General features: G+C 62.9%; 1 protein-coding gene. It reads right to left on the reverse strand.

Going from position 1 to position 1262, the window contains the following annotated elements:
* Positions 1-33 precede the first annotated feature (33 nt).
* Entirely contained in the window at positions 34-1215 is a 1182-nt protein-coding gene (locus CXY76_RS00010; RefSeq protein ID WP_104162240.1) for an IS30 family transposase, read from the reverse strand.
* Positions 1216-1262 lie beyond the last annotated feature (47 nt).

The following is a 1262-nucleotide window of genomic DNA, read 5'->3' on the forward strand; positions in this document are numbered from 1 at the left end:
GGCAAAGTCAAGCTGTGGGAGCAACGCGTGGTTTTATGCTGCGAGGAGCAGCTGGTTCAGCCGGTTGGCTGGGGTCTCGAGGTTGAGAGTGGGGCGTGGCCGACGGTTCAGTGTCGCGGCGACCCGGCGGAGGTCGTCGGGGGTGTGGGCAGAGAGGTCGGAGCCTTTCTCGAACCAGAAGCGCAGCAGCCGGTTGGTGTTCTCGTTGGTGCCCCGCTGCCAGGGCGAGTGCGGGTCGCAGAAATAGAGCGTTGTGTGCAGCTCGGTTTGGATCTTGGCGTACTCGGCCAGTTCAGTTCCGCGGTCCCATGTCACGCTTTGGCGGAGGTGGTCGGGCAGCTTTCTCATCTCGCTGATCATCGCGGCAGCGACGGTGTCTGCGGTGTGGTTCTCGGGCAGGTGCAGCAGGATCGTGAACCGGGTCATGCGTTCCACGAGGGTACCGATCGCGGTGCCATCGCAGCCGATGATGAGGTCGCCTTCCCAGTGCCCGGGGATCGCTCGGTCTGTGATCTCGGCCGGCCGGTCGCTGATCTTGAACGCCTCCTTGTAGGGGCTGCTCGACTTCCGGTCAGCGTCATGAGAGACGCGTTTCTTTCGCTTCGTGGAGAGCTTCTCTGCCAGGTCTGCCCGCAGTTTTCCACGGGTTTGAACGTAGAGGGCTTGGTAGATCGTCTCGTGACTCACTTGCATAGTCTGGTCATCCGGGAAGGTGACCGCCAACATGAGCGAGATCAATTTCGGGCTCCACCCGTCATCCATCCAGAGCTCGATTGCGCCGCAGAGCGCTTCGTTCTCGATCAGCTTCAACGGCTTCGGCCGCCGACGCGACTGATGCGCTCGCGCGTGGGCGACGGACGCGTAGTAGACCCCGTCCGGGCTGCTGTTGCGGTCTACTTCCCGCCAGACCACGGACTTATTCCGGCCGATCACTTCCCCGATCTCGGCGTAGCTCAACCCCCTCCTCCGGCCCATCTGAATCATGCCCCGCTCCGCCTCACTGAGCGCCCGGCCTGGTCCTTCCGGCGACGGCGCAGGATCGGCTAGCCCACCCACCTGGCCCATCTTCACAGTCATCTGACCAGACTGAGCCCACCAGTCAGCTCCGCTCCTACTCGACGCGCCCACAGCCTTCGCAGCGCGCTGAACCGGCATCCCGGCGCACACCAGGTCAACGAACTCAGTACGGGCATTCGGGGGAAACAACTTGCCCATGAAACGCTCCTTAGATCAGAGCGTTGCTACGACCGTATGACTTTGCC

Origin of the sequence: Cryobacterium sp. N22 (assembly GCF_002929555.1) — a bacterium.
In the GTDB taxonomy this organism is placed as follows: domain Bacteria; phylum Actinomycetota; class Actinomycetes; order Actinomycetales; family Microbacteriaceae; genus Cryobacterium.